The 25,002-nt window shown below is 69.5% G+C and carries 26 protein-coding genes; 11 read left to right on the top strand and 15 right to left on the bottom strand.

The features are described from left to right. Nucleotides 1-68: 68 nt before the first annotated feature. Together J2851_RS19720 and J2851_RS19715 are read left to right on the top strand one after the other, a co-directional pair. A complete protein-coding gene (locus tag J2851_RS19720; protein ID WP_209768220.1) occupies nucleotides 69-353 on the top strand; it encodes a type II toxin-antitoxin system VapB family antitoxin in 285 nt (94 codons plus the stop codon). Beyond that, on the top strand, nucleotides 340-735 hold the full coding sequence (locus J2851_RS19715) for a type II toxin-antitoxin system VapC family toxin (protein WP_209768218.1): 396 nt from the start codon (nucleotides 340-342) through the stop codon (nucleotides 733-735). Before J2851_RS19720 ends, J2851_RS19715 begins: the two co-directional genes overlap by 14 nt. Nucleotides 736-805: 70 nt before the next feature. On the opposite strand, the gene J2851_RS35845 is transcribed toward J2851_RS19715, so the two are convergent. Next, nucleotides 806-1,024, bottom strand: a complete 219-nt coding sequence (locus J2851_RS35845; protein ID WP_246500785.1) for a hypothetical protein — start codon at nucleotides 1,022-1,024, stop codon at nucleotides 806-808. Between the two features lie 24 nt (nucleotides 1,025-1,048). On the opposite strand from J2851_RS35845, the gene J2851_RS19710 reads away from it, so the two are divergent. Continuing rightward, entirely contained in the window at nucleotides 1,049-1,756 is a 708-nt protein-coding gene (locus J2851_RS19710; RefSeq protein WP_246500784.1) for a phytanoyl-CoA dioxygenase family protein, read from the top strand. Nucleotides 1,757-1,772: 16 nt separating this feature from the next. On the opposite strand, the gene parA is transcribed toward J2851_RS19710, so the two are convergent. Next, on the bottom strand, nucleotides 1,773-2,420 hold the full coding sequence (parA, locus tag J2851_RS19705; RefSeq protein WP_209768214.1) for a ParA family partition ATPase: 648 nt from the start codon (nucleotides 2,418-2,420) through the stop codon (nucleotides 1,773-1,775). A 111-nt stretch (nucleotides 2,421-2,531) separates the two neighbouring features. On the opposite strand from parA, the gene J2851_RS19700 reads away from it, so the two are divergent. From J2851_RS19700 to J2851_RS19690, 3 genes are all read left to right on the top strand, one after another. After that, nucleotides 2,532-3,512 (top strand): L-threonylcarbamoyladenylate synthase, encoded by a 981-nt coding sequence (locus tag J2851_RS19700; protein WP_209768212.1) that lies wholly within the window; start codon nucleotides 2,532-2,534, stop codon nucleotides 3,510-3,512. Nucleotides 3,513-3,662: 150 nt separating this feature from the next. Continuing rightward, nucleotides 3,663-5,096, top strand: coding sequence for an FAD-binding oxidoreductase (locus J2851_RS19695; protein WP_209768211.1), 1,434 nt, complete (start codon nucleotides 3,663-3,665; stop codon nucleotides 5,094-5,096). Nucleotides 5,097-5,195: 99 nt separating this feature from the next. Continuing rightward, entirely contained in the window at nucleotides 5,196-5,876 is a 681-nt protein-coding gene (locus tag J2851_RS19690) for a hypothetical protein (protein ID WP_209768209.1), read from the top strand. Nucleotides 5,877-5,898: 22 nt separating this feature from the next. Here J2851_RS19690 and J2851_RS19685 read toward each other — a convergent pair whose 3' ends face one another. Next, nucleotides 5,899-6,927, bottom strand: a complete 1,029-nt coding sequence (locus tag J2851_RS19685; protein WP_209768208.1) for a transglycosylase SLT domain-containing protein — start codon at nucleotides 6,925-6,927, stop codon at nucleotides 5,899-5,901. Between the two features lie 257 nt (nucleotides 6,928-7,184). Here J2851_RS19685 and J2851_RS19680 point away from each other — a divergent pair, with 257 nt between their 5' ends. The 3 genes from J2851_RS19680 (at nucleotide 7,185) to J2851_RS19670 (ending at nucleotide 10,025) form a co-directional block, all read left to right on the top strand. Next, complete coding sequence (locus tag J2851_RS19680; protein WP_209768207.1) at nucleotides 7,185-8,984, top strand: acyl-CoA dehydrogenase; 1,800 nt, start codon at nucleotides 7,185-7,187, stop codon at nucleotides 8,982-8,984. Between the two features lie 338 nt (nucleotides 8,985-9,322). Then, the gene (locus J2851_RS19675; protein WP_209768206.1) at nucleotides 9,323-9,676 is read left to right on the top strand and encodes an HVO_A0114 family putative DNA-binding protein; all 354 of its coding nucleotides are present in this window, start codon (nucleotides 9,323-9,325) and stop codon (nucleotides 9,674-9,676) included. A 67-nt stretch (nucleotides 9,677-9,743) separates the two neighbouring features. Next, nucleotides 9,744-10,025, top strand: a complete 282-nt coding sequence (locus tag J2851_RS19670; protein WP_209768205.1) for a hypothetical protein — start codon at nucleotides 9,744-9,746, stop codon at nucleotides 10,023-10,025. Nucleotides 10,026-10,035: 10 nt separating this feature from the next. On the opposite strand, the gene pcsA is transcribed toward J2851_RS19670, so the two are convergent. The 9 genes from pcsA to J2851_RS19625 form a co-directional block, all read right to left on the bottom strand. Then, the gene (gene pcsA, locus J2851_RS19665; RefSeq protein ID WP_307419902.1) at nucleotides 10,036-10,791 is read right to left on the bottom strand and encodes a phosphatidylcholine synthase; all 756 of its coding nucleotides are present in this window, start codon (nucleotides 10,789-10,791) and stop codon (nucleotides 10,036-10,038) included. Between the two features lie 89 nt (nucleotides 10,792-10,880). Next, on the bottom strand, nucleotides 10,881-12,239 hold the full coding sequence (glcF, locus tag J2851_RS19660; protein WP_209768204.1) for a glycolate oxidase subunit GlcF: 1,359 nt from the start codon (nucleotides 12,237-12,239) through the stop codon (nucleotides 10,881-10,883). Nucleotides 12,240-12,248: 9 nt separating this feature from the next. Next, a complete protein-coding gene (locus tag J2851_RS19655; RefSeq protein WP_209768202.1) occupies nucleotides 12,249-13,538 on the bottom strand; it encodes an FAD-binding protein in 1,290 nt (429 codons plus the stop codon). Between the two features lie 10 nt (nucleotides 13,539-13,548). Then, a complete protein-coding gene (locus tag J2851_RS19650) occupies nucleotides 13,549-15,036 on the bottom strand; it encodes an FAD-linked oxidase C-terminal domain-containing protein (RefSeq protein WP_209768201.1) in 1,488 nt (495 codons plus the stop codon). Between the two features lie 143 nt (nucleotides 15,037-15,179). After that, nucleotides 15,180-15,674: a methyltransferase domain-containing protein gene (locus tag J2851_RS19645; protein WP_209768200.1), complete on the bottom strand. Its 495-nt coding sequence runs from the start codon at nucleotides 15,672-15,674 to the stop codon at nucleotides 15,180-15,182. 174 nt (nucleotides 15,675-15,848) lie between these two features. After that, a complete protein-coding gene (gene ykgO, locus J2851_RS19640) occupies nucleotides 15,849-15,974 on the bottom strand; it encodes a type B 50S ribosomal protein L36 (protein WP_012973122.1) in 126 nt (41 codons plus the stop codon). A 109-nt stretch (nucleotides 15,975-16,083) separates the two neighbouring features. Beyond that, nucleotides 16,084-17,070: a methyltransferase domain-containing protein gene (locus J2851_RS19635; protein WP_209768199.1), complete on the bottom strand. Its 987-nt coding sequence runs from the start codon at nucleotides 17,068-17,070 to the stop codon at nucleotides 16,084-16,086. A gap of 144 nt (nucleotides 17,071-17,214) precedes the next feature. Beyond that, nucleotides 17,215-18,174 carry a penicillin-insensitive murein endopeptidase gene (gene mepA / locus J2851_RS19630; RefSeq protein WP_209768198.1) on the bottom strand — a complete coding sequence of 320 codons (960 nt, stop codon included), beginning with the start codon at nucleotides 18,172-18,174 and terminating at the stop codon, nucleotides 17,215-17,217. Nucleotides 18,175-18,370: 196 nt separating this feature from the next. Next, a complete protein-coding gene (locus J2851_RS19625; RefSeq protein WP_209768197.1) occupies nucleotides 18,371-19,504 on the bottom strand; it encodes an ABC transporter permease in 1,134 nt (377 codons plus the stop codon). Between the two features lie 169 nt (nucleotides 19,505-19,673). Here J2851_RS19625 and J2851_RS19620 point away from each other — a divergent pair, with 169 nt between their 5' ends. Then, the gene (locus tag J2851_RS19620) at nucleotides 19,674-20,042 is read left to right on the top strand and encodes a hypothetical protein (RefSeq protein ID WP_307419905.1); all 369 of its coding nucleotides are present in this window, start codon (nucleotides 19,674-19,676) and stop codon (nucleotides 20,040-20,042) included. 86 nt (nucleotides 20,043-20,128) lie between these two features. On the opposite strand, the gene J2851_RS19615 is transcribed toward J2851_RS19620, so the two are convergent. Genes J2851_RS19615 through J2851_RS19605 form a run of 3 tightly spaced genes read right to left on the bottom strand, consistent with a single transcriptional unit; the run spans nucleotide 20,129 to nucleotide 22,676 of the window. Next, nucleotides 20,129-21,061 carry an ABC transporter ATP-binding protein gene (locus J2851_RS19615; protein ID WP_209768194.1) on the bottom strand — a complete coding sequence of 311 codons (933 nt, stop codon included), beginning with the start codon at nucleotides 21,059-21,061 and terminating at the stop codon, nucleotides 20,129-20,131. Then, entirely contained in the window at nucleotides 21,058-22,005 is a 948-nt protein-coding gene (locus J2851_RS19610) for an HlyD family secretion protein (RefSeq protein WP_209768192.1), read from the bottom strand. Before J2851_RS19610 ends, J2851_RS19615 begins: the two co-directional genes overlap by 4 nt. Continuing rightward, entirely contained in the window at nucleotides 22,002-22,676 is a 675-nt protein-coding gene (locus J2851_RS19605) for a TetR/AcrR family transcriptional regulator (RefSeq protein ID WP_209768190.1), read from the bottom strand. The genes J2851_RS19610 and J2851_RS19605 overlap by 4 nt, the downstream gene beginning before the upstream one ends. A 397-nt stretch (nucleotides 22,677-23,073) precedes the next feature. Between J2851_RS19605 and nifA the strand changes: the two genes are divergently transcribed. Then, nucleotides 23,074-24,978 (top strand): nif-specific transcriptional activator NifA, encoded by a 1,905-nt coding sequence (gene nifA / locus J2851_RS19600; RefSeq protein WP_209768188.1) that lies wholly within the window; start codon nucleotides 23,074-23,076, stop codon nucleotides 24,976-24,978. The last annotated feature ends 24 nt before the right edge of the window (nucleotides 24,979-25,002 follow it).

Raw genomic sequence — 25,002 nt, 5'->3', positions numbered from 1 at the left:
AGGGCCGGGTTGCCTGGGCAGGGCACGCGTCGTAGATTGTGGTTATTCCCGCCATCGGACGTGTGCCCATGCTGACCATCCGCAACCCGGAAGCCGAGCGCATCGCCCACGACCTGGCGTCCCGTCGCGGGCTGGCGATCGACGACGTCGTGCTCAACGCCTTGCGGACGGAATGGGCAAGGATGGAACGTCCGGTGCACCCCGAACCGCGTCCGCTCGACGATCCGGCGGCAACGCTCGCCAAGGTCCGCGCCATCGTTGCCGACATCGACCGGTTGCCGGTGCTGGACGAGCGAAGCCCCGAGGACATCCTGGGATACGATGAAAGCGGGGCCTTCGATGGTGATCGATAGCTCCGCGATCCTGGCGATCCTGCTGAAGGAACCGGAGCGCGACCGCTTCCTGAACGTGATCGCGACGGCGCCGAACCGCTTCATGAGTGTGATGTCGATGATTGAGATCGGCATCGTGGCCCGCTCCCGCCTGGGAACGCGCGGCTTCGAACAGGCCGTGGCGATCTTGGACGCCTTTGCCGTAGACGTCGTGCCACTGACCCGCCACCTTGCCGAATTGGCCGTGGGCGCACACCAGCGGTTTGGCCGGGGTCATCACCCGGCGAAGCTGAACATGGGGGACTGCTGCTCCTATGCGCTGGCGCTCGACCTCGGGCAGCCCCTGCTCTTCAAGGGGAATGACTTTTCGCAAACGGACGCCCAGCCAGCCTTGCCCCTGTGACCCCACGCGTCCCCTCCTCCGAAAGACTCCCTCGGGCGGGGCTATTCCTCCTTCGCGTCGGCGTACGACGTTAGATTTGTTCCCGGTACGCACAAATAATCATAAAGTTCGGCAGTTCGATCCTCAAACGACGCGCACCGACCGCCTCGACGAAGGATGCTCCGCCATGAATGTTGCCAATATTGCCCGGCGCCTCGCCGCCGGTGAGCTGCATTATGCCCTCGGTCGATTTGAAACGGTTCGTCGAAGCTACAGCGCCTTGCGGCGCATCGCGCCCAAGCCGCGCCACGCCACTTGGCCTCCCCCGCAGAACATGACCCTGCCGGACACGCTGTTTCCCCTGGTCCGGACGCACGAGGCACGGGACGCGCTGCGCCGGGACTCCATCGCCTTCGGCTTCGACCTGCCGGCCGACACCGTGCGGGACATCGTTGATTTCGCGGAGACCACGCCGATCGGGACGCGCGGCGACGAGCGGCTGTTCTGGCGGTCGGACGTGCAGGGCGGGCGGCTGGCCGACGGCACGCCGGTCGTCCTGGCGATGGCGCCGCAACCGTCGGACTGCGCGGCCATCCGCCGCGTCTGCCGCGACCCGGCCCTGCTGGCCGCCGTGACCGACTTCCTGGGCTACGCCCCGACCAAGACCATCCCGCGCCTGTTCTGGAGCTTCGTCACCGACGCGACGGACGAGGAGCGGCGGCGCCTGGGCCAGACCATCGACTGGCACTACGACGTGCACGACTTCCACTTCTGCTCCGCGTCCTTCTACCTGACCGACGTGACCGCCGGGGCCGGGGCGCACGCCCTCGTCCGCGGGTCGCACCGCGGCAAGTCGATCCGGATGCTGCTGGGCTCCGCCAACGCGCCGGAGGAGGAGGTGCTGGCCCACTTCGGCCGCGACCGGCTGATGGTGGTGGAGGGGCCGGCCGGGACGGGCTTCCTGGAGGACACGTCCTGCTACCACCGGGCCATGCCGCCGACCGACCGCGACCGGCTGATGTTCCAGATCTGGTTCAGCTGAGGCCGTTTCCGCCCGATCACGCCGCGCGGCCGAGGATCTCCTCGGCCAGCGCCTGCATCTCCGTGGCGGCCTGGGTCTTGCGCGCGGCCTCGGTCACCGAAAGCCCCGTCAGCAGCGTGCCGGCGTAGGCGGTGCGGTTGCCGATCTGCGCCTCCGCGATGTCCACGGCCGGCGGGTCGACGAGGTCGCGCACGCGGGCGATCAGCTCGTCGGCGATGCGGGCACGCGGCGGCACGCGGTTCAGCACCAGCAGAAGGCGGCGCTTCTCCTGCGCGGCGAGGTCCAGCGTCGGCTGCACCGCCCACAGGTCCATGGGGCTGGGCTGGACGGGCGCGATGACCAGGCTGGCGGCGCGCACGGCGATGCGCGCCTCCGTCTGGGCGTGCGGCGGGCTGTCGATCAGCACCACGTCGTGGCTGCGCGCCAGCTTCTCCACCTCCGTCTGGGTGCGCCAGCCGGTGATCTGCACGTGGGTGAAGCCGGGCTGCCCGCCCGTGGCCTCATGCCGCACCTCGTGCCAGCGGGTCAGGCTGCCCTGCGGGTCGATGTCCACCGTGGCGACGGACCGGCCGAGCTGCATCCAGGCGATCGCCAAATGGGCGACCAGGGTGGTCTTGCCGGCCCCGCCCTTCTGCTGCGCCACGGTGAAGACCTTGCCCGCCATGCCCACACCCATCATTTGGTTGTTTATCGCGCATACCCGTCATAAGGCTTGGACAGAGCCAGCGCAACCGCGCGAATTGACTTCACCGGCGGACCCATTACAAAGCATCCCGTGACCGACAAGCATCCCGAGATCATCCCGACCAACCCGGCGGGCCTCGCCCGCGCCGGCGAGGCGCTGAGCCGCGGCGACCTCGTCGCCTTCCCGACCGAGACGGTCTACGGCCTGGGCGCCGACGCCACCAACGACCGGGCGGTCGCGGCGATCTACGCCGCCAAGGGCCGGCCGCAGTTCAACCCGCTGATCGTTCACGTCCCCGACCTGGAGGCCGGCGAGGCCATCGCCGTCTTCGACGAGCGCGCGGTGGAGCTGGTCCACCAGTTCTGGCCCGGCCCGCTGACCCTGGTCCTGCCGCGCCGTCCGGACTCCGGGCTGTCGCTGCTGGTGTCCGCCGGGCTCGACAGCGTCGCGGTGCGCGCGCCCAGCCACCCGGTCGGGCAGGCGGTGCTCAAGGCCGCCGGCAAGCCCATCGCAGCACCCAGCGCCAACCGCTCCGGCGCCGTCAGCCCGACCACGCCGCAGCACGTCATTGAAAGCCTGGGCGACCGGGTGAGCATGGTGGTGGCCGGCGGCAAGTGCCCGGTCGGGCTGGAGTCCACCGTGCTCGACCTGACCGGGGAAACTCCGGTGCTGCTGCGCCCCGGCGCCGTCCTGCGCGAGGAGATCGAGCGGCTGATCGGCCCCATCGCGGTCTTTTCCGGCCACGCCAGCGGCGCGGACGCGCCGAAGTCGCCCGGCCAGCTGGAAAGCCACTACGCCCCCAACGCCGCCGTGCGCCTGAACGCCACGAGTGCCGAAGACGACGAGGCCTTCCTGACCTTCGGCCCCGATCGCTTCATCCGCGGCGGCAAGACCCGCCTGAACCTGAGCCCCCAGGGCGACCTGGACGAGGCGGCGGCCAACCTGTTCGCCCACCTGCGGTCGCTCGACCAGGAGGGTGCCCGCGCCATTGCCGTGATGCCGATCCCGGACGAGGGGCTGGGCGTCGCCATCAACGACCGTCTGCGGCGGGCGGCGGCGCCGCGGGGGTAGAAAGCCGGCCCGCAAGATTGTAGAAGATCCGCCAACGTCCCCACCCTCCCGCGTCGCGATTTGCGGAGCCTGCGGCAGTCCCCTCCCCCGCCCAGCGGGGGAGGGTTAGGGTGGGGGCAATGTCGCCCACCAGCCCGGACGCCCTGCCCCATGACCGCCGCTGCCCCCGCCTCCATCGCCGCCGCCCTCGACCAGATCCGCGCCATCGTCGGCCCCAACGGGCTTCTCACCGAACCGGCGGACATGGCCCCGTACCTCGCGGAGTGGCGCGGGCGCTTCAAGGGCAACAGCCCGGCGGTGGTCCGGCCGGCCAGCACGGAGGAGGTCGCGGCGGTCGTGAAGATTTGCGCGGACGCCGGTATCCCCATCGTCCCGCAGGGCGGCAACACCAGCCTCGTCGGCGGCTCCATCCCCTATGAGGAGGGGCGGGAGGTCGTCCTCAGCCTGTCGCGGATGAACCGCATCCGCGCCATCGACCCGCTGAACTACACCATGACGGCGGAAGCCGGCGTCGTGCTGAAGACCGCGCAGGAGGCCGCCAAGGACAAGGACCGCCTGCTGCCCATGAGCCTGGGGGCCGAGGGCACCTGCCAGATCGGCGGCCTGATCTCCACCAACGCCGGCGGCATCAACGTGCTGCGCTACGGCAACATGCGCGACCTCGTGCTGGGGCTGGAGGTGGTGCTGGCCGACGGGCGCGTCTGGAACGGCCTGCGGTCCTTGCGCAAGAACAACACCGGCTACGACCTGAAGCACCTGTTCATCGGGGCGGAGGGCACGCTGGGCATCGTCACCGCCGCGGTGCTGAAGCTCTACCCGCGCCCGCGCCAGGCGGAGACGGCCTTCGTCGCCGTGCCCTCCCCCGCCGCGGCCATCGAGCTGCTGGCCCGCCTGCGCGAGGCGTCGGGCGACGCCGTGGCGGCGTTCGAGCTGATGTCGCGCCGCTGCCTGGAGTTCGCGCTTCGCCATGTCGCCGGCACCATCGACCCGCTGTCGGAGCCGTCGCCCTGGTACGTGCTGACCGAGCTGACCGCCGGCACCCAGTCCGACGCCTTCCGCGAGGGCATCGAGGCGGCGCTGGGCGAAGCCTTCGAGGCGGGGCTCGCCACCGACGCCACGCTGGCCCAGTCGGAGACGCAGGCCAACCAGCTGTGGTTCATCCGCGAGGCCATCGTGGAGGCGCAGAAGTTCGAGGGCGGCTCCATCAAGAACGACGTCTCCGTCCCCGTCTCGCGTGTCGCCGAGTTCATCGAGACGGCGGAGGCCGCGGTGGAGGCCGCCTGCCCGGGCATCCGCCCGACCCCCTTCGGCCATGTCGGCGACGGCAACATCCACTTCAACCTCAGCCAGCCAGTGGGGGCCGACACCGCCGCCTACCTCGCCCGCTGGGAGGAGATCACCCACGTGGTGAACGAGGTGATCCTGACGCTCGACGGCTCGATCTCCGCGGAGCACGGCGTCGGCCGCTTCAAGAAGGACGACATGCCGGCGATCAAGAGCCCGGTCGAGTTCGACCTGCTCCGCACGATGAAGGCGGCGCTCGACCCGCGCGGCCTGCTGAACCCCGGCAAGATGCTGCCGTAAGGGAGGCGCCCCCACGGCATTGCCGTGCCCTCCCCGCGCGCAACCTTCCTGGAACGACCCTGTTCAGTCCAGGGATGGGGCCGCGGAGAGGAACACGGAATGCTGCTGGCGATGTCGGCGTGGATGCGCCTGATGCTGGGGGAGGCGGAGGCCGCCGCCCCGGCGCTCGCCTCGCCGCTGCCCGGCGCGCTGCCGCCGGAGCGGGAGCGCATCCGCCGCGCCCTGCACACGGCGGTGACCAATCATCCGCTGCACCGGGAACTGGTCCAGGTCCACGGGCTGGGCGGCTGCCAGTATTTCGCCTTCGCCGGGGCCATGGCGCTGGAAGCGCTCGGCCTCGGGCGGGCCGAGGTGGCGCTGGGGCGGGTGGCCTTCCGGGCAGGTCGCCCCGGCGGACGGCCCAACGGACGACCGTATTGGGTCGGCTATCCGGCGGCGCGCGCCGACGTCCGCGTTCCCGATCCGGCGCAGGAGCGGCAGGAGGCGGAGGCCTTCCCCTTCCACGCCTGGATTCGCCTGACCGGCCCCGATGGGCGGCGCTGCATCATCGACTTCGACCTGTCGAACGTGCTGCGCGAGGTGCGGCTGCGGGTGCCCGGGGAGCGGTTCGACCTTCACCCGGTCGCGACGGGGGCCTTCTGGGGCTCCGCCATGGAAGCGCGCGCCGCCGGGTTGCGCTTCGAGGTGCAGCGCCGCATGACCGCCGACGCGCTGCTGGCCGGCGACCGGAGCGTGTTCGAGGACATCGCCGGGGAGGCCTGCGCCCGCCTGCGGCCCTGACGCGATCACCCCAACGCCGTCATCAAGCCGCCGCGGCGGTCCCCTGCCCGACCGCCTTCGACAGGCCGAGGCCGAGCCCCAGGCCGGTCTGGTCGGTCTGCTCCGTGCGCACGGGCTCGTCGCGGACGCGCTTGTGGTCCTTGTCGTGGTGGCTCTTGTTGCGGTCGTTGGCGGGCCGGCCGCTGATGCTGTCCACCTCGTCCGGGGTCTCCAGCGCGTTCAGCGCGAGCACGTGGTAGATCGACAGCGGCGTGCCGTTCAGCGCCTTCTGCGGGATGCTCGGCACCTGGGTGGTGAAGCCGTCCGGCATGTCCTGCTTGCGCACGCGGTCCATAGCGGTCTGCGCCGGGGCGAAGTCGGAATAGGGGGTCTCCGCGAACTTCGACGCGAAGCGGTCGTAGATGTCCTTCAGCGACTTGGCCTTGCCGGTCTCCTTGTCGAAGAACACGGCCTTGTTGGCCGAGGCGGCGTCGGGGAACAGCTCCTTCGCGGCGCGGTTGGGGTCGCCCTTCATGGCGTTCAGGAACTTCGCCGCCCCGCCGGCCCCCAGGAAATGGGCCATGTACAGCTCGGTGGAGCCGACCTTTCCCTGGACCTGGTCCTCCAGATACTCCTTGTTGTCGCGCGTGAACTCCGCCGCCATCAGGGCCGAGACGTTGGGGTCCTTGCGCAGGTTCAGGATCTCCTGCTTGAGCGCCGGATCGGTGACGTAGGGGCGACCGTCGCCGCGCGTCTGGATGGCGTTGGCGTATTTGCCGAGCCCGTGGTCGGCGCCGTGGTCGCGCACCGTGGTCAGCCACGTGCTGTCGATGAACTGGTAGAGCCCCGTCGCGGAGGAGGAGGAGGACTTCACGTCCGTGCGGAACCCGCTCTCCACGGCAGCTTTTTCCATGAGGTAGGAAAAATCGACCCCCGTCTTGGCGCTGGCGTTGCGCACCGCCGCCTCCACGTTGGCCGGGCCACGCGGGGTTTTCGCGGCCTGTCCCGCGGCTTGATTCGCCGCTTGGGTGGCGGCTTCGGCCTGACGGGCGAAGGCGGTGGTGATGGTCATGGGGAACCCCCTGTGAGCGGTGCTGCCCATCCTTTGCAACCGGAATGCCAAGTTTGCCCCCGTTCCCTGCGTCCCAGCCGCGCTGTTTGCACCGCAACCCAGCCGCCCGAACCGAGCCGCAAAAGCCCCTCTCGCATTGCACCATTCGGTACGGTATGGTGACGTCAACGTAAGCCATTGCCGCGCGCCATTGCTGCATGGATGGGGGCGGCACAAATGGGTTCTGTACCAATGGGCTCCGGGAGGCCGCACCGTCCATGATTCCCTACACCGCTCCGGTTGACGACCTGCGCTTCGTCCTGAACGAGGTCGTCGGCCTCGACACGATCGCCGCCCTGCCGAATTGCGAATCGGCCGCCCCCGATCTGGTGGACGCCGTGCTGGAGGAAGCCGGCAAGTTCGCCTCCGGCGTGCTGGCCCCGCTGAACCGGGTCGGCGACCAGGAAGGCTCCCGGCTGGAGAACGGCGTCGTCCGCACGCCGACCGGCTGGAAGGAAGCCTACTCGCAGTTCACCGAGAGCGGCTGGGGCAGCCTGCCGTTCGAGCCGGAATACGGCGGCCAGGGCCTGCCCTGGACGGTGGCCTTCGCGGTGAACGAGATGTGGCAGGCCGCCAACCTGTCCTTCGGCCTGTGCCCGCTGCTGACCCAGGGTGCGGTGGACCTGCTGACCGAGCACGCCAGCGAGGAACAGAAGGCGCTCTACCTGCCGAAGCTGATCGCCGGCGAGTGGAACGGCACCATGAACCTGACGGAGCCGCAGGCGGGCTCCGACCTCGCCGCGGTGCGGACCCGCGCGGTGCGCGCCGACGACGGCACCTACCGCATCACCGGGCAGAAGATCTTCATCACCTACGGCGAGCATGACCTGACGGAGAACATCGTCCATCTGGTCCTGGCGCGCCTGCCCGACGCCCCTCCGGGCATCAAGGGCATCAGCCTGTTCATCGTGCCGAAGTTCCTGCCCAAGGCGGACGGCACGCCCGGCGAACGCAACGACCTGCGCTGCGCCAGCCTGGAACACAAGCTGGGCATCATGGCGAGCCCCACCGCGGTCATGGCCTTCGGCGACAACGGCGGCGCCGTCGGCTTCCTGGTCGGCCAGGAGAACCGCGGCATCGAGTACATGTTCACCATGATGAACAACGCCCGCCTGGGCGTCGGCATCCAGGGCGTGGCGATCGCCGAGCGCGCCTACCAGCAGGCCCGCGACTACGCCAAGACCCGCGTGCAGAGCAAGGATCTGGCGGAGCCTAAGGGCGCCCCGGCCCCGATCATCCGCCATCCGGACGTGCGCCGCATGCTGCTGGACATGCGCGCCAAGACGGAGGCCTCGCGCGCCCTGGCGCTCTACGCCGGCACGCAGCTGGACGTGTCCCGCCACCACGAGGACCCCGCGGTTCGCGCCGCCGCCACCGCCCGCGTGGACATCCTGACGCCCATCGTGAAGGCCTGGAGCACCGACATCGGCTGCGACGTCGCCTCCACCGGCGTGCAGATCCACGGCGGCATGGGCTTCATCGAGGAAACGGGGGCGGCCCAGCATTACCGCGACGCCCGCATCACCCCGATCTACGAGGGCACCAACGGCATCCACGCCAACGACCTGACCTTCCGCAAGACCGGCCGCGACGGCGGCGAGTCGGCCCGCGCCTTCATCGCGGAGATGCGCGCCACGGTGGCGGAGCTGGAGAGCGTCCCCGGCGACGACATGGAGGCGATCCGCACCAACCTCGCCGCCGGCCTCGACGCGCTGGAGCAGGCGGTGGCCTGGGTGGTGAAGACCCAGACCGACGGCGACCTGCGCGCCGCCGCCGCGGGTGCCGCCAATTACCTGAAACTGTGGGGCACGGTCGCTGGCGGCTGGATGCTGGCCAAGTCGGCCGCCAAGGCCCTGGAGGGCCTGCGCCAGCCCGGCGCCAACGCCCCCTTCCTGGAAGCCAAGCTGGTCACCGCCCGCTTCTACGCCGAGCAGATCCTGGCCCAGGGCCCGGGCCTGCTGCTGCCCATCCTGACCGCCCATCGGACGGTGATGGCGCTGAGCGAGGATCAGTTCTGAGCGGTTGACCGTTTCTGTCACGAACGGCCCTCCTCCGATCGGGAGGAGGGCCTTTTCTTTTGAGGTGATCGCTTGAGGGCTGGGCCGCGCCCTTGGTGGCAACAAAGAACACGGATGACACAGATTTTGGCACGGATCACACGGATCAAGCCGTGTCCGAGGAGCCCGCTGCATCGCTATGGAACGCGTTGAACCGGACGGTTCCGTGTAATCCGATGTCGATCCGTGTCATCCGTGTCGATTCTTGCCTGCACCCCCCGCGCGTCGCATTCAAGCGATTGCTCCGCCTTTTCTTGGTGGCGCTTGATGATATAAAGGCGTGTCCGAGGAGAACCGATATGAGCGGCGACCTGACGATCCACGTTGGCGAGAGCTTCGACGCCATGGCGGCCCGCGTCGCCTCGGCGTGGCATCGCGCCGAACGGGGTGAGGAGGTTCAGGAAAACCACCTGTCCTTCGAAAGCTGGGAAGGGCTTTCCAAGGCGCTCTCGGGCAAGCGCCTGGAACTGCTCCGCCACCTGCACCGCAATCCGGCCGCGAGCATCGCCGAACTGGCCCGCGCGCTGAGCCGGGATTACAAGCGGGTGCATGAGGATGTGGAGACGCTGACGGCGGCCGGGTTGATCAACCGGACCGACGACGGCGGCCTGCGCGCCGATTACGACGAGATCCGCACGACCATCGCCCTGTAAGAATCACGGGCACCAACGCCCCGTTGGGCCGTTACCTCTCTACGGGATAACCACGGAGACAGGTTTCATGGCTCGACGTCACGCGATCCGCACCCCCACGATCCGCACGGCCGCGCTGGCCCTCTCGCTGCTGACGATGCCGCTGGTGGCGGGGTGCGACGACCAGCAGTCGGCGGAAAAGACCGGGCAGGAGATCGGGCGCACGGTGGACCAGACCGCCGACCGCGCCGGGGAGGCGGCGAAGGACGCCACCGCCAAGGCCGGCCAGATGCTTCAGAACGCCGGCGAGGCCATCCAGCAGAAGGCCCGCGACGCCAAGCAGGACATCAAGGAAGCGGAAAAGCCGTAACGACCGACCGTTACGCCTCAACCGGCCCGCGCAGCGTCCGCCACGCGCAAATGGCGGCGTAGTAGGCGCTGCTGGCCAGCCAGATCACCCACACCGCGTCCGGCCGGGCCGGGTGAAGCGCCACCAGCGCGGCGCTGGAGGCCAGCCATGCCGTGCTGACCACCAGGTTCACGCGCATCCAGCGGCGGACGCGGAAGGGGTGCAGGAACTTCACCGTCGTGAAGGTCAGCAGGCCCAGCGCCACCACCACGGCGGTGTTGATCCAGGGATTGAGATCCAGCGTCCAGAGATAGAGCGCCACCACGTTCCAGATCGCCGGGAAGCCGACGAAATAGTTGTCGCCGCTCTTCATCCCGGTGTTGGAGAAGCAGTAGAGCGACGTCATCAGGATCCAGGCGGCGAGCGGCACGCCCAGCCCGGTCGGGAACAGTCCGAACCGGTACATCAGCACCGCCGGCACGACCACGTAGGTCAAATAGTCGATGACGAGGTCCAGCACCGAGCCGTCGATGCCCGGCAGAACCTCCTTCACCGAGGCGCGGCGGGCCAGCGTGCCGTCCACCCCGTCCACCACCAGCGCCAGCCCGAGCCAGCCCAGGCAGAGCTTCGCGTCGCCGTCCACCGCGGCGAGAAGCGCCAGCAGCCCCAGCACCACGCCGCTCGCCGTGAAGGCGTGCACGCCCCAGGCGGACAGGCGGCGCAGGATGCCGTAACCGCCGTTCGGGTAGACCTCGTCCTTGTAACCGCTGCTCAACCTGCTGCTCACCCTGTTGTCCACCGGGTGCCCCGTTGTTCCGTCAGCGTCACCCTAGCGGTTCCAAGCCGAGAATCAAACCCGTCCGGCGGAGGAAGCCCCTACTCCGCCGCCCGCGCCGTGCCCGTAGGCGACCGCGCCACGGTGAAGGCCGGGTTGCCCTTCAGCGCGTCGGGCATCGGGCCGCCGGTCGCCCAGTCCAGAAGCTCCACGGTGTGGACGATTGGCAAATCCGTGCCCGTGCCGATCTGGGTGATGCAGCCCAGGTTGCCGGCGGCGATGGCGTCGGCCTTCGTGGCCTCGATGTTGCGGACCTTGCGGTCGCGCAGCTGCACCGCGATCTCCGGCTGGAGCATGTTGTAGGTGCCGGCGGAGCCGCAGCAGATGTGCCCCTCCGGCACCTCGCGGATTTGGAAGCCGGCGGCGCGCAGCAGGTTGCGCGGCGGGTCCTTGATGCGCTGGCCGTGCTGCATGGAGCAGGCGGAGTGGTAGGCGATGGCCTGCCCTGTCTCCACCACTGGCTCGGTCAGGCCGAGTTCCGCCAGGAACTCCGTCACGTCGCGGGCGATGGCGGCGACGCGCATCGCCTTGACCGCATACTCCCGATCCTCGCGGAAGACGTGCCCATAGTCCTTCACGGCCGTGCCGCAGCCGGACGCGTTGATGATGATGGCGTCCAGGCCGCCCCCATCTCCATTGGACTTGTCCATCTCGCCGATCCAGGCGTCGATGGTCTTCTTCGCCGACGCGTGGCCGAGGTCGGTCTTGCCCATGTGATGGGTCAGCGCGCCGCAGCAGTCCGCCCCCTTGGCCACCACCACCTCCACGCCGTGGCGGTTCAGCAGGCGGATGGTCGCCTCGTTGATCTGCGGGGCGAGCACCTGCTGGGCGCAGCCGATCAGCATGGCGACACGCTTTCGGCGCGGCCCCTCCGCCGGGTGCACGCCCGGCCGGTCGCTGTAGCTCGGCCCCGGCACGGACTTGGGCGCAAGATCCATCAGCGCGCGCAGCCGGCCCGGCAGCATCCGGCCGAAGGGCTTGCCCGCCCAGGCGCCCAGCAGCGCCAGCCGGAACAGCCGCGGGTTCGGCAGCACGCGGGCCAGCAGTTCGCGGATCGCGCGGTCGGCCGGGTGGCGGGCGTGGGTCGTCTCGATGTGGGCGCGGGCATGGTCGACGAGGTGCATGTAATGCACCCCCGACGGGCAGGTGGTCATGCAGGACAGGCAGGACAGGCAGCGGTCCACATGCTTGACCTGCTGGTCGGTGGGCGGCCCGCCCTTCTCCAGCATGTCCTTGATCTGGTAGATGCGGCCGCGCGGGCTGTCCAGCTCGTCGCCGAGCAGGACGTAGGTCGGGCAGGTCGCCGTGCAGAAGCCGCAATGCACGCACTTGCGCAGGATCGACTCGGAATCCCGATAGTCGGCGTCCGCGAGCTGGGCGAGTGTGAAGTTCGTCTGCATGAGGTTCCCTTACACGCCTGCGTACATGCGGCCCGGGCTGAGAATGCCGCGGGGGTCAAAACCGTCCTTGACGCGCCGGGTCAGCGCCATCAGCGGTTCCGGCAGGGGCTGGAACACCTCCACCGACGCCCGCAGGTCGTCCGGCGCCCGCACCAGCGTGGCGTGGCCGGAGCCGTTGAGCAGGCCGCGGATCGCCGGCGCGGAGTCGGGGGATGGCGTGGCGACCCAGAGCAGGCCGCCGGCCCAGTCGAAGTAGAGCGCGGCGTCCAGCCGGTCGCGGATCGCCCCGGCGATGCGGGCACCATCGGCGGGTGGGACGGAGAGTTTCCAGAGGAGGTGCTCGCCCGTGCCCCCACCCCGACCCTCCCCCGCTGACGCAGGGGAGGGAGATTCGTCCCCTCCCCTGCGAAGCGGGGGAGGGTTAGGGAGGGGGCCGAAGAACGTCACATCCCGGATCTCCCGCCACACCGCCAGCGACTCCTCGCGGTCGAGCACCGCATCGGCCCCCAGCTCCTCCTTCAGGGCGGCGACGCGCGCGGCGACGGAGGGGCCGAAGCCTTCCAGCCGCACCAGGGTCACCGCACCCCCAATCCCGGAAACCCCGCGCACGCCCGACCGCGCGGCGACGTCCGCCGGCAGGTGGGCGGCGCCGGAGACCTCGTGGGGGCTCTGCATCGCGCGGGTCAGCGCCTCGACAGCGGCGGCATCGTCGCGGCCGGCCAGGAGCAGCGTGCGGGTGTCCTCCGGTGCCGGCAGCACCTTCACGGTCACCTCGGTCAGCGCGGTCAGCGTGCCGAAGGAGCCGGCCATCAGCTTGGGCACGTCGTAGCCGGTGACGTTCTTCACGACCTTGCCGCCGGCCTTGTAGACCTCGCCGCGGCCGTTCACCCCCTCCATGCCCAGCGCGTGGTCGCGGGCGGAGCCGGCGGAGATGCGGCGCGGTCCCGCCAGCCCGCAGGCGAGCACGCCGCCGAGCGTCCCCTGCCCCGCCGGCCGGCCGAACAGCGGCCCCGGGTCCTGCGGCTCGAAGGCCAGCTGCTGGCGCTTTTCCGCCAGCATGGGCAGGATCACCGCCATCGGCGTGCCGGCCCTGGCGGTCAGCACCAGCTCCTCCGGCTCATACGCCACGACGCCGTTGAGGCCGGAGAGGTCGAGCGTGTAGGCGGTCTGCATCGGGCGCCCGAGTTCGCGCTTGGAGCCGGTGCCGGCGACGTCCAGCGGCTCCCCTTCGGACAGGGCCCAGCGCACGGCCTCGGCGGCCTGCTCGGCCGTTTCGGGCTTGAAGGTGGTCACGGTCATGCGCGGCCCCTCAGAAACGCGGAATGTCGGGGAAGCGCAGCTCCCCCTTGTGGACGTGCAGGCGGCCCAGCTCGGCGCAGCGGTGCAGCGTCGGGAAGACCTTGCCGGGGTTCAGCAGCCCGTCGGGGTCGAAGGCGCATTTCAGGCGCTGCTGCTGCTCCAGGTCGACGGGCGCGAACTGGTCGGTCATCAGGTCGCGCTTTTCCACGCCCACGCCATGCTCGCCGGTCAGCACGCCGCCGACCTCCACGCACAGGCGCAGGATGTCGTTGCCGAACTCCTCCGCCTTTTCCAGCTCGCCGGGCTTGTTGGCGTCGTAGAGGATCAGCGGGTGCAGGTTGCCGTCGCCGGCGTGGAAGACGTTGGCGACGCGCAGCCCGTGCTTCTCCGACATCTCGTTCATGCGCTGGAGCACCAGCGGCAGCGCCTTGCGCGGGATCGTGCCGTCCATGCAGTAATAGTCGGGGCTGATGCGCCCGACCGCCGGGAAAGCCGCCTTGCGCCCGGCCCAGAAGGCCAGCCGCTCCTCCTCCGACGTCGAGACGCGGGAGTAGCAGCAGCCCTTGGAATGCGCGATGGCCTCCACCCGCTCGATCAGGTGGTCCACCTCGGCCGGCGGGCCGTCGAGTTCGACGATCAGCAGCGCCTCGACGTCCAGCGGGTAGCCGGCGTGGACGAAGTCCTCCGCCGCGTGGATGGCGGGCTTGTCCATCATCTCCATGCCGCCGGGGATGATGCCCGCGGCGATGATGGCGGCCACGCAGTCGCCACCCTGCTCGCTGGTCGGGAAGCCGATCAGCACGGCCCGCGCGGTCGCCGGCTTCTTCAGGATGCGCACGGTGACCTCCGTCACCACCCCCAGCAGACCTTCGGAGCCGGTGATGACGCCCATCAGGTCGTAGCCGCCGGCGTCCAGGTGCCGGCCGCCCAGCCGCAGGATGGTGCCGTCCATCAGCACCATCTCCAGCCCAAGCACGTTGTTGGTGGTCAGCCCGTATTTCAGGCAATGCACGCCGCCGGAATTCTCCGCGATGTTGCCGCCGATGGTGCAGGCGATCTGGCTTGAGGGATCGGGCGCGTAATAGAAGCCCTCATGCGCCACCGCGTTGGAGATGCCGAGGTTGGTCACCCCCGGCTGGACCACGGCGCAGCGATTCGCGAAGTCGAGGTCGAGGATGCGGTTGAACTTGCCCATGCCCAGCAGCACGCCGTCGGCCAGCGGCAGCGCCCCGCCGGACAGCGAGGTGCCGGCCCCGCGCGGCACGACCTTCACCCCCATCTCCTTGCAGGTCCGCAGCACCTGGCTGACCTGCTCGGTCGTGCTGGGCAGGACGACGACCATGGGAAGCTGGCGATAGGCGGTCAGCCCGTCGCACTCGTAGGCGCGCAGCTCGCTCTCGTCGACGATCACGCCCTCGCCGGGCACGATCGCGCGCAGCGCGGACACGATCTCGCGCCGGCGCGCGATGACGCCGGCGTCGGGCTCGGGCATTCGCATGGCCGGCCTCCTCCCCCATGTTCCGTCGCCCGGATTGTTCCCGCGGCGTTCCGTCCCACAGCTAACACCGGATCACCGCACAATTCCAGCCCCCGCTTGTGCGGCGCGTTCGCCCAGGGCGTTGCCCCGGACGCGGCAGGCCGTCAGGCCGGGGCCGGCACCTTCTGGAGGGTGGTCAGCAGGTGGAACTCCCGCCATTCCTGGGACAGCACCTTGAACGCCCCCTTGAACCCGTAGGACGAGGCCCAGCGGTGCCGGTCGTCGAAATACAGGGGGAAGGTGTTCTCGGTGATGATGTTGACGTGGGTCGGGTCCTGAAAGGCCTCCGCGTGCGGATAGGCCGGGGTCTGGGCGAAGAACAGCCCGCCGACCTTCAGGACCCGGTGAATCTCGTCCATCAGTTCGATGAAGCTGTTCCGCCGGGCCGGCAGATAGACGACGCGCGGAATATGCTCGATGACGTCGAAAGCGGTGACGTAGTCGAAGGAATCGCTGTCGAAGGGAATGGGCTCGACCGCCAGATCGGCCGTCCGGATGTTGGGCGTCGCGTGGGGCATCACGTCGATGCCGAACACCTCGTTCGCCGAGAAGGGGTTCTTCGGGTGCGGACCGCAGCCGAGGTCCAGGCTTCGCGTCATCGATAGGCTCCGAACGGTCAAAGCGCGCCTCAATGGCCGGAGCTTATACCCTGTTCGCCCACCGCGTGCGAATCGTGAATGCAAAAACGCGACGCCGCGCCGTCCCAGGGGAACGGCGCGGCGTCGCGTGCATCACACCTGTGCTCGTCGGCCGGGCGGACCCGGCCGCCGGTATCAGCCCTGGCGGGCCTTGAAGCGCGGGTTCTGCTTGTTGATGACGTAGACGCGGCCCTTGCGGCGGATCACGCGGCAGGCCTTGTGGCGCGTCTTCATCGACTTCAGCGAGTTAACGATCTTCATAATTCTTCATCCTGGTCGGTCGGCGGCTCGATCGAAGGCGCGCACCATAGTGCGGCGCATCCCCGGTGTCAACGGATAGAGAAAGCGACGGGAAACGTCCTTTTTCCGCCTATTCCGCGGGCTTCAGCGCGTAGAAGCGGAAGACCTTCATGCCGGCCTCCAGCGCGGCGACGCGGCGGACCCACATCTCCACCTCGTCCATCACGGCGATCTTGGTGTCGCGGTCCAGGTGGTGGCGCTCCAGATGGTCGACCAGCCCCTGGATGGCCGCGACGATGGCTGTGCGGTGGGTGTCGGTGATGTCCTCGGCAATTCGCAGGTCGAGGTTGCGCTGCGCGAAGGCGGCGGCCATGCGCTCCTTCGACCAGAGGTGCGGCTGCATCGGCTCCTTGTCGCACCATTGCTGGACGGCGCGGGCACCGGCCATCGACGGGTCGACGACATAGTCGGTCATCAACAGGTGGCCGCGCGGCTTCAGCGCCATCTCCATGCCGTCGAACATCTGCTCCTTGTCGGCGACGGAGAACATGCCCTCCTTGTAGAAGATGGCGTCCACGCGCTTGGGGTAGCTGAAGCGCTCCGGGTCGTAGGTCTCGACGGGCGCCTTCTTCTCCAGCCCCACCTTGAAGGAGCGGACCATGCCCTCCTTCGCCAGCGCCTCCGACGCCTCCAGCCCGGTGACCCAGCAGCCGTACTTGCTGGCCATCACGCGGCTGGTGCCGCCGAGCCCGGCGGACAGGTCGAGCACGCTCATGGCCGGGTTCAGGCCCAGCGGCTTCACCAGATAGGGGATGTGGTCGTGGCCGCCGGGCGTGTTGAACCCCTCGCCCCACAGCTTCTCCGCCACCTCGATCCGGGTGGCGGTCCACAGCGGCTTGCCCCAGCGGTTGACGCCCGGCCCATGGGACGGAGAGGGGGGCGGCGGAGGTGCCGCGGCCGGGACGGCGTGCTCCTCGCTTCCGTCCCCCTTCCGTCCCTTCACCCCGGACAGGTCGTAGCCCTCCCACCAGGCGTGGAGGCGGGTCTTGAGGTTGAGGCGGGGCGCGCCCGCGTCGTCGGCTGTGGTATGGGCGGTGGTGTTGGTCTTATCGGTCATGACCCTGCGCCTGCCCCGATCCTTGCGGAGGACACCGTCCGCCGGTTGAGGGCGCGTCCGCACCCTCGCCCGGCGTTCGAATGATCGCCGATGCTCAAGTTAATCGGGCATTAATTTCATGCAAGGGTAAAAGTCTGCGATGGTTCAGCGCACGGCCTTCTCGGAGGACGCGTCCCCCGACGGCAGGCCATCCGCCGCCGCCACCCGCGTGCCGCCGGCGCGCAGCACCGCCCGGCAGGCCGCCGGCATGTTGACGTAGCGCGGCTGGGGCTTGCCCTCGTGCCTCTCGACCAGCGGATAGACCGAGCCGAGCCAGGAGGTCAGCTCCCCGCCGCAGCCGTCGCCGTCGGGCGCGTCCTTCTGGTCTTCGCACAAGGGGCTTCCGGCCGGGCAGTGCAGGCGGATGTGCATGTGCCCGTCGTGCCCGTGCCAGGGCCGCAGCTTGTGCAGGAAGTCCCGGCTCGGCCAGGGGTGCCGGCACATGGCGGCCTTGATGGCCGGGTTGATGAAGATGCGCGCGACGCGCGGGTCGGAGGCGGCGATCCGGATCATCTGGGCCTGGCGGTCCGACCAGTCCGCGTTGACGCGCATCCGGCCGTAATCGACATACTTGACCTCGGTGACGCTCTCCCGCGCGTTGCGGCCCATGGGCGGCAGGTCGAGCCGCAGCCAGACGTCGGCGTCCAGCCCCATCTGGTGGCTGGCGTGGCCGAAGCTCATCGGTCCGCCGCGCGCCTGGCCCATGTCGCCGACCAGCGCGCTGCCCAGCCCGGCGGCGGCGACCTTGCGCCCGAAATCCTTCAGGTAGTCGATCAGCTCCGGGTGGCCGTAGTAGCGCTGGCGCGACATGCGGATCACCTGGTAGCCGGTGCCCTCGCCGGCCAGCGGCTGCGCCCCGGTGATGCAGCCGGCGGCGTAGCCGCCGATGGACTGCGCCGGCCCGAAGGAGGGGCCGTTCACCTGGCTCCAGGCGATGGAGTTGGGCGGCGGCGGCGCGTGCTTCTTCCTCTTCGCCGTCCCGGCCTCGGCATCGGCCGTCAGTGCGGCCGTCAGGGCGACGACGACCATGCCCGCCATCAGCAAACCAACCGCCAAGCGCCGCATCGCTTTCCCCATCGGCCGTGATTGGGGAAAGATTAAATCGAATAACGGTTAACGAAAAGTGAGGCTCACGCTGGTGTCACAGCCGCGTTTGACTTACCGCATCAAAGGACTTTACAGCCAAGTTCACGCCACGTCCGTGGAGCGCGCGATTCGGGTGGAGGCGCCATCGCCGGCCCGCAAATCAAGCCAGTACGGATCAATCCAATGTCTGGCGGTAGCGCTTCAGGGCGACAATCGTGACCACAACCAGGAAGATCAGCAGGGGCACCACCTCCGACGCGATCTCCGCCGCACCGTTTCCCTTCAGAAGGATGCCGCGGACGATGCGCAGGAAGTGGGTCAGCGGCAGCACCTCCCCCACCGCCTGCGCCCAGCCGGGCATGCCGCGGAACGGGAACATGAAGCCCGACAGCAGCATCGACGGCAGAAAGAAGAAGAAGGACATCTGCATGGCCTGCAGCTGGTTCTTCGCCACTGTGGAGAAGGTGAAGCCGACGGCGAGGTTGGCGGCGATGAACAGGACCAGCACCGCCGACAGCAGGGCGAGGCTGCCCATGATCGGCACGCCGAACAGCGCCCGCGCCGCCAGCACGATGATCACCACCTGGATGTAGCCGACCAGGATGAAGGGCACGATCTTGCCCAGCATCACCTCGAACGGGCGCACGGGCATGGCCAGCAGGTTCTCCATCGTGCCGCGCTCCCGCTCGCGGGTCACGGCCAGCGCGGTCATCATCACCATGGTCATGGTCAGCACCACGCCCATCAGGCCGGGGACGACGTTGTACTGGGTGATGCCCTCCGGGTTGTAGCGGCGGTGGACGCGCAGTTCCACCGGGTCGGGCGCGGAGCGCAGCGCCAGCAGCGGCCCCTTCAGCTCCGGGTCGAGCGCCTGGCGCGCGATGGTGGTCAGGGCCGCCAGCGCGTTGCTGGTCGCCGCCGGGTCGGTGGCGTCGGCCTCCACCAGCAGCACCGGCCGGGCGCCCCGCTGCAGGTCGCGGGAGAACTCCGCCGGGATGGTCACGGCGAACTGCACCGTGCCTTCCGCCAGCAGCCGTCCCAGCTCCGCCTCCCCCGCGACCGCGCGGGTCACGTCGAAATAGCCGGAATTCGCCATGGCGGCGACCAGCGTGCGGGAAAACGGGCTGTTGTCGGCGCTCAGCACCGCCGTCGGCAGGTGCTTGGGGTCGGAGTTGATGGCGAAGCCGAACAGGATCAGCTGCAGGATCGGCACCCCCACCATCATGGCGAAGGTCAGCCGGTCGCGGCGCATCTGGATGAACTCCTTCACCATCACCGCCACGAAGCGTGCGACGGAGAATTGAACCATGTCATCCTGCCCAATCTTTGGGTGTATTGTTTAAATCCAGACACATTATTTACCATCGGAAACATCACGAAAAATATTTCGTGCCACTTTTGCGCAAATTCGAATTGACGACGATTTAACTCTGCCGCAACCATCCGCGCATCATATGTCCTCCCCAAGGAGTTATTCCGTGAAAGCCATTCTCACCAAGGTTGCCGTGGCCGCCGCTTCCCTGTTCATCCTCCATGGCGCCGCCCAGGCCGGCCAGCAGGACTTCACCATCGTCAACAAGACCGGCTATCCGCTGAAGCACATCTACGTCAGCGAAAGCGACAACGAAAAATGGGACGAGGATGTGCTTGGCCGCGATATGCTGGACAATGGCGAGTCCTTCGAGCTGAGCTTCGCCAAGGCGGAAAAGACCTGCAAGTGGGACATGAAGGTGATCTACGACGACGGCGAATCGGCGGTCTGGCAAGACCTGAACCTCTGCCAAATTTCCAAGCTGACGCTGCGCTGGAACAAGAACACCGGCGTGACCTCCGCGAACATCGAGTGACATCGCCCGGCCCCCGTGTCTACGACGGCGCGGGGGCCCGTCCATGCGCGCGCGGTTCGGGCGGGCGCGGTGCGGCCGGGCGCTCGTCATGAGAAGTTGTCCGTGCTGCGGTTCATCAGGTGGATGAACACGTCCTCCAGCGTCGGCTCGGCGCGCGCGACCCGCAGGCCGGGCTGGTCCGCCCAGGGGCGCAGCGCCGCCTCCAGCGCCGCGGCGTCGATGCCCGTGACGTGCAGGCGGGCGCCGAAGGCGGCGACCATCTCCACCCCCGGCTTGCCCGTCAGGTCGGCCGCGACGCGGCCCGGATCGGGGCCCGACACCTCATAGGTCAGCACGCCGGAGCGGGCGACGACCTCGTCCACCGTCCCTTGGGCCATCAGCTTGCCATAGGCGAGGTAGGCGATGGCGTGGCAGCGCTCCGCCTCGTCCATAAAATGGGTGCTGACCAGCACGGTCAGGCCGTCCTGCGCCAGCCGGTGGATTTCGTCCCAGAACTCGCGCCGCGCCTTGGGGTCGACGCCGGCCGTCGGCTCGTCGAGCAGCAGGAGCTTCGGCTCGTGCAGGATGCAGGCGGCCAGCGCCAGCCGTTGCTTCCAGCCGCCGGACAGTTCCCCCGCCAGCTGCGTCCGCCGGTTGGCGAGGCCCAGCCGCTCCAGCGCACCGGCGACGCGTCGCTTGCGGTCGGGCAGCCCGTACATGCGGGCGACGAAGTCCAGGTTCTCCGCGATGCTCAGATCCTCCCAGAAGCTGAACTTCTGGGTCATGTAGCCGACCTGCCGCTTGATCGCGGCGCTCTGGGTCCGAATGTCGAGCCCGAGGCAAGTCCCCTCCCCCGCGTCCGGCGTCAGCAGGCCGCAGAGCATGCGGATGGTCGTCGTCTTGCCCGACCCGTTCGGCCCAAGGAAGCCGTAGATCTGCCCCGCCGCCACCCGGATCGAGAAGCCGTCCACCACCGTCTTGGCCCCGAACCGCTTGACCAGCCCGTGGACGTCGATGGCGGCTTCACCATTGCCGGTCACGGCCGCAACTCCACATCCACCGGCAGCCCCGGATTGAGGGCGGCGCCGGCGTCCGGTTTCGCCTCCACCCGGAACACCAGCTTCTCCCGGCTGCCGACGCTGTAGATGACCGGCGGCGTGTATTCGGCGCGCGGCGCGACGTAGCTGACCCGCGCGGTCAGGCCGGGCGGGCAGCCGTCGCAGCGCACCGCCAGCGGCGCGCCCGGCGTGACCCGGTTCATCAGCGGCTCCGGCACGAAGACGACCAGCTTGACGTTGCCGGGCGGCAGAAGCGTCACCACGGGGGAGCCCGCCGGGACCCATTCGCCGGGGTTGAACAGCGTGTCCTCGACCAGCGCGTCGGCCGGGGCCAGGGGCGCCAGTTCGGCGAGGCGCCGGTTCGCCTGGGCCAGCGCGGCTTCCGCCTGGGCCACCGCCTCCTCCGCGGCGCGCAGCTGGTCGGGCCGGGCCGGCAGGTTCGACACGGACAGCTGCGCGGTCAGCTCGGCGAGCCGCGCGCGATCGCGGTCGTAGGCGGCGCGGGCGGCGTCCAGCCGGTCGTCCGAGCTGACCTTGCGCGCCACCAGAGTCTGCTGCCGCTCCAAATCCAGGGTGGAGTAGCGCAGCGACGCCTCCGCCTGCGCCTTCTGCGCGGCGACGACCGCCAACTCGTCCGGCCGCTTGCCCTTGCGCAGGTCGGCCAGCTGCGCCCGGGCCTGGGCCAGGGCGGCGGTGAGCCGCGCGCATTCCGCCCGCGCGGTGGTCAGGTCCAACGCGAACAGCGGCGCCCCGGCCGCGACCCGGCCGCCGCGCGCCACCGACAGGCTGTCCAGCGTCCCCGACGACGGGGCGGCGACGCGCAGATACTCCCCCTCCACATAGCCGTGGGCGAGCGGCACCGCGTCCGCCCCGCCGAGCCCCAGGGCGACCGCCACGGCCGCCAGCGCGTCGGTGATCCAGCTCATGATGCGGATCCTCCTGTTCCACCGTCCGGGCCCTCACCGTCCGGGGCAAGCGCGCGGCGCAGGTTGTCGAGGTGCGCGCGCACCAGCGCCGGCACGTCCAGCGGGCGGCCCTCCAGAGCCTCGAAGGTGGAGCGCCACAGCGCGCTCATCAGCATGGGGGCGACGATCAGGCGCACGGTGGCGTCGATGTCCAGGGGCCGGAACTCCCCCCGCGCCACCCCGCGCGCCAGCACGGCGGAAAGCAGCGCGAAGGCGCGCCGGATCACCTCTTCATAATAGAAGCGCGCGAGGTCGGGGAAGTTGCCGGCCTCCGCGATGATCAGCTTCGGGATGGCGCCGGCCTTGGTGCGCAGGATGCGGGTCGCCATCAGGCCGAGCAGCGCCTCCAGCACGGCAAAGCTCGGCCCCTCGGCGCCGGCCAGCAGGCGTTCCGCCATCTCCAGGTTCGGGACGATGGCGCTGCGCACCACCGCCTTGAACAGCTCCTCCTTGTTCGGGAAATAGAGGTAGAGCGTGCCCTTGCTGACCCCGGCGCGGGCGGCGACGTCGTCCAGGCGCGCCGCGGCGAACCCCCGCTCCCCGAACACGTCGAGGGCGGCGTCCACGATCTCCTGCGGGCGGTCCTGCTTGCGGCGGCGCCAGCGCGGCACCGACGACTCGTCATCGGTCATGGCGACCTCCCATGCCCTGCGCCCCCACCAGCGCGGAGACGGACGGATGAGTTTTTATTACTGACTGGTCAGTTAGTAACACAGGTCGGTTGAAAATGCCAGCACCCACGCCGGTCGCGGCGTTTCGCCACAGCCGAAGGTCATTGTGCGTCGCAGCATCATCTATGCAAAAGGGCTTGCCTTTCCGGGAAATGTCTCAGACACTTTCCACCATCCGCATGCCGAATGGGCCGACCAGAGAGCCATCAGGCGGACGGACCGGTGGTCAAAGGCGCCGCGAGAACGAGCGCGCACTCCACCCGGGAGGAAAGGTTCGAGGCGCTGTGCCGGGACCTGCGGAAGGGCGCAAGCCATTGCGCTTCAAGCCGGATTCCCGGTCGAGCAAGGGGTGTCGAACATGCCGGGTGCAACGCGCCAGTCCACGTCGAACCTGGAACTGCTGACCATCTACGAAGTCAGCAAGATTCTCGGGTCGTCCCTTGATCTTCAACAGACCCTGCGCGAGGTGCTGCGGGCGCTGGCCTACCAGCTCCAGATGCACCGGGGCCGCGTCTACCTGGTGGGCGAGGACAACGTGCTGCGGCTGGTCGCCGGCAACGGCCTGTCCAACGAGGCCGCGGCGCAGGCCGAGTTCCGCGAGGGCGAGGGCATCACCGGCCGCATCCTGAAGACCGGCATGCCCGCCGTGGTGCCGAACCTGGCGGAGGAGCCGCTGTTCCTGAACCGCACCGGCGGTCGCGAGGACCTGGAGGAGCAGGTGGCCTCCCTGGTCGGCGTGCCGATCAAGGCGGCGGGAACGGTGATCGGCGTGCTGACCATCGACCGCATCTCCGACGAAGGGCCGCAGGGCCACTTCGGCAGCGACGTGCGCTTCCTGACCATGGTCGCCAACCTGATCGGCCAGACCGTACGCCTGCACCGCACCGTGGCGGAGGAGCGCCGCTTCATGATGCGGGAAACCTTCCGCATGCAGAAGGAGCTGCGGCCGACCGTCGCCCCCATCGACGACGTGGTCTGCACCAGCCCCAACATGCTGGAGGTGATGGCCCAGCTGCACCGGGTCGCCCCCTTCAAGTCGACCGTGCTGATCCGCGGCGAGAGCGGCACCGGCAAGGAGCTGATCGCGCGGGCCATCCACAACACCTCGCCGCGCAAGGACGCGCCCTTCATCCGCGTGAACTGCGCCGCCCTGCCGGAATCGCTTCTGGAATCGGAGCTGTTCGGCCACGAGAAGGGCGCCTTCACCGGCGCGCAGAAGGATCACAAGGGCCGGTTCGAGCTGGCGTCGGGCGGCACCCTGTTCCTGGACGAGATCGGCGACATCTCCCCCAACTTCCAGGCCAAGCTGCTGCGCGTGCTGCAGGAGCAGGAGTTCGAGCGCGTCGGCGGGTCGAAGACCATCAAGACCGACGTGCGCCTGATCTGCGCCACCAACCTGAACCTGGAGGAGGCGGTCGGCCACGGCAAGTTCCGCGCCGATCTCTACTTCCGCATCAACGTCGTCACCATCCACCTGCCGCCGCTCCGCGAACGCCGTCAGGACATCGGCCCGCTGGCCCGCCACTTCGTCGCGAAGTTCGGCAAGGACAACGGCATGAACCTGGCCATCGACGACGAGGCGCTGGAGGTGCTGAACCGCTGCACCTGGCCCGGCAACGTGCGCGAGCTGGAAAACTGCATCGAGCGCGCGGCGACCCAGTGCCGCGACGGCGTGATCCGGCCCGACGCGCTGTCCTGCAGCATGAACCTCTGCAACTCGTCGATCCTCTTCCAGTACCGGACGCTGGGCGCGTCGGTGGGCGGGCTCGCCCCGTCGATGGCGCGCGCGGCAGTGAACCCGGCGCATCCGGCGGCGGCACCCGCCGGCACGCCCTCCGCCGCCAAAGCCTTCGCGCCGCAGCCGGGCGGCGTCGGATCGGCGGCGGCGCCGTCGGCCATGCCGGCCCCCCTGCCCGACCCGGTCGCCGCGGGCGCCGCCTGGCCGGCCTGCGCCTCCTCCTGCGCCGCCGGTCCCACGCCGGGCTGCGGCGCCGCCCAGCCAGCCGCACCGGCGCCGCTGATCCCGCTGCCCCTGCCGGAACCGTCGTCGGCCATGGCCGCGGCCGGCGCCCCGTCCAACGCCGGATCCGCGGCGGAGGTCCCGCTCGACGAACCGGAGTCCGGAAGCCTGCGCGACCGGCTGCTGTGGGCGATGGAGCGGACCGGCTGGGTCCAGGCCAAGGCCGCGCGCCTGCTGGGCATGACGACCCGCCAGGTCAGCTACGCCCTGCGCAAGTACAACATCGAGATCAAGCGCTTCTGAGTGGTGGACACCGCTCCGCGGCCT

Source organism: Azospirillum rugosum (assembly GCF_017876155.1).
In the GTDB taxonomy this organism is placed as follows: domain Bacteria; phylum Pseudomonadota; class Alphaproteobacteria; order Azospirillales; family Azospirillaceae; genus Azospirillum; species Azospirillum rugosum.
This window is presented reverse-complemented; position numbering and strand designations above follow the sequence as displayed.

Coding starts and splice junctions, on each gene's coding strand:
- parA (WP_209768214.1), bottom strand. CDS start 2,420: ATGGCGGGCAAGGTCTTCACCGTGGCGCAGCAGAAGGGCGGGGCCGGC.
- J2851_RS19670 (WP_209768205.1), top strand. CDS start 9,744: ATGGCTCGACGTCACGCGATCCGCACCCCCACGATCCGCACGGCCGCG.
- J2851_RS19605 (WP_209768190.1), bottom strand. CDS start 22,676: ATGACCGATGACGAGTCGTCGGTGCCGCGCTGGCGCCGCCGCAAGCAG.
- J2851_RS19650 (WP_209768201.1), bottom strand. CDS start 15,036: ATGCGAATGCCCGAGCCCGACGCCGGCGTCATCGCGCGCCGGCGCGAG.
- J2851_RS19645 (WP_209768200.1), bottom strand. CDS start 15,674: ATGACGCGAAGCCTGGACCTCGGCTGCGGTCCGCACCCGAAGAACCCC.
- nifA (WP_209768188.1), top strand. CDS start 23,074: ATGCCGGGTGCAACGCGCCAGTCCACGTCGAACCTGGAACTGCTGACC.
- J2851_RS19635 (WP_209768199.1), bottom strand. CDS start 17,070: ATGACCGATAAGACCAACACCACCGCCCATACCACAGCCGACGACGCG.
- J2851_RS19680 (WP_209768207.1), top strand. CDS start 7,185: ATGATTCCCTACACCGCTCCGGTTGACGACCTGCGCTTCGTCCTGAAC.
- J2851_RS19710 (WP_246500784.1), top strand. CDS start 1,049: ATGACCCTGCCGGACACGCTGTTTCCCCTGGTCCGGACGCACGAGGCA.
- J2851_RS19685 (WP_209768208.1), bottom strand. CDS start 6,927: ATGACCATCACCACCGCCTTCGCCCGTCAGGCCGAAGCCGCCACCCAA.
- ykgO (WP_012973122.1), bottom strand. CDS start 15,974: ATGAAGATCGTTAACTCGCTGAAGTCGATGAAGACGCGCCACAAGGCC.
- glcF (WP_209768204.1), bottom strand. CDS start 12,239: ATGCAGACGAACTTCACACTCGCCCAGCTCGCGGACGCCGACTATCGG.
- J2851_RS19625 (WP_209768197.1), bottom strand. CDS start 19,504: ATGGTTCAATTCTCCGTCGCACGCTTCGTGGCGGTGATGGTGAAGGAG.
- J2851_RS19695 (WP_209768211.1), top strand. CDS start 3,663: ATGACCGCCGCTGCCCCCGCCTCCATCGCCGCCGCCCTCGACCAGATC.
- J2851_RS19655 (WP_209768202.1), bottom strand. CDS start 13,538: ATGACCGTGACCACCTTCAAGCCCGAAACGGCCGAGCAGGCCGCCGAG.
- J2851_RS19675 (WP_209768206.1), top strand. CDS start 9,323: ATGAGCGGCGACCTGACGATCCACGTTGGCGAGAGCTTCGACGCCATG.
- J2851_RS19720 (WP_209768220.1), top strand. CDS start 69: ATGCTGACCATCCGCAACCCGGAAGCCGAGCGCATCGCCCACGACCTG.
- mepA (WP_209768198.1), bottom strand. CDS start 18,174: ATGCGGCGCTTGGCGGTTGGTTTGCTGATGGCGGGCATGGTCGTCGTC.
- J2851_RS19715 (WP_209768218.1), top strand. CDS start 340: ATGGTGATCGATAGCTCCGCGATCCTGGCGATCCTGCTGAAGGAACCG.
- J2851_RS19690 (WP_209768209.1), top strand. CDS start 5,196: ATGCTGCTGGCGATGTCGGCGTGGATGCGCCTGATGCTGGGGGAGGCG.
- J2851_RS19610 (WP_209768192.1), bottom strand. CDS start 22,005: ATGAGCTGGATCACCGACGCGCTGGCGGCCGTGGCGGTCGCCCTGGGG.